Genomic DNA, 1,328 nt, shown 5'->3' with positions numbered 1-1,328 from the left:
GATGCTCCTATGCAGCGTCAAGGATGTGGAGTGGTGGGTTGAGGTCGGCTTGGAGGGCTCGGTAGAGCTCGCGGACGACGGCGCGTTTGAGGCAGCGGATGACTTCTTTTTTTGACTTGCCTTGTTCGGTTCGTCGGTGAAGGTAGTGCTTGGTGGGTTCGTGCCATCGCAGTCGATTGATGACGATGAGGTGGATCGCGCTGTTTGCGTCGCGGTCTCCGCCGCGGTGGAGGCGATGTCGTGTGATGTTGCCGCTGCTGGCGGGGATGGGTGCGACGCCGCAGAGTCGAGCTAGTGATGCTTCAGATTTGAGTCGGTCGATGTTTTGCCCGGCTGTGGTGAGGATTTGGCCGGCTGCTTCGGTGCCGACGCCGTTGACTGCCAACAGGTTTGGGGTATTCCGGGTGAGGAGATCGTCGAGTTCTTGGTTGGCTTCGTTGATCTCTTCGTCGAGCATCTGGATGCGTTTCGCCAGGCGACGCAGCATGCGGCGGGCGTTGATGGTGGGGTCGTCGAGGGCGGCGTCTTTGGGGATGCGTAGTTGTGCGCAACGGAGCACTAACGCGGCCCGGTCATAGCCAGACAACGTCGCGCGCAGACGTTCGGGCGCGCACCCCAGCAGACCGTGGATCTGATTGAGGGCGGATCGACGTGCTTTGACCGCACTGCGACGGGTGGCGCGGATTTGTCGGACGGATTCGACGTAGCCCTGGCGGGCTTTGGGTGTGGTGGTTGCGGACTCGCTTAAGACGGCTCGTGCGGCGTTGATGGCGTCGATCGGGTCGGATTTTCCCTGTCTGCGCCGGTCCTGGCGATTAGGTCGTGATACCTCGATCACTGTGATCTCGTGAGCCTGCAGGTAGCGTTGCAGTCCAGCGCCATAGGAGCCGGTCCCTTCGAGTCCTGCTTTGATGACGGTTCCGTGAGAACCCATCCAAGACAGCAATTTCCGGTAGCCGGTTTGCGTAGCAGCGAACTCGTGATCGGCGAGCAGTTTTCCGGTGTTGGCGTCCAGCACTGCGGCGTGATGGGTCCGTTTGTGGGTGTCGACTCCGGCCACGATGTGACGAGATGGGGGTTTAGTTGTCATGCTGGTACTTGCCGTCCTCTATTCGGGTGGATGGGTGGCGCCACCGGCGTTGACGGTTGGACACGACAGAAATGGGCGGCTTGTGTGCGCAAGCTCCTATGAAGTCACAGCCGTCGCGTCGGTGACGTCGAGCGCGTCACTCGCGGCGCCAGCCGGCAAATCCACGCAAGGACAACCAAGCGGCGTCAATGGACTTCAGAGTCAGACCACCGCCGCGAGCGACATCCCATTCTCTCTG

At 61.1% G+C, this 1,328-nt stretch carries 1 protein-coding gene; it reads right to left on the bottom strand.

Annotated elements, in window-relative coordinates; genetic code table 11:
* Positions 1 to 7: 7 nt before the first annotated feature.
* A complete protein-coding gene (locus tag ACYQ8K_RS30060) occupies positions 8 to 1,060 on the bottom strand; it encodes an IS110 family RNA-guided transposase (RefSeq protein ID WP_459975015.1) in 1,053 nt (350 codons plus the stop codon).
* Positions 1,061 to 1,328: the final 268 nt, after the last annotated feature.

The organism is Mycobacterium sp. MUNTM1 (assembly GCF_054660795.1).
The sequence above is the reverse complement of the archived record's forward strand: the minus strand, read 5'-3'. Positions and strand labels throughout refer to the sequence as shown.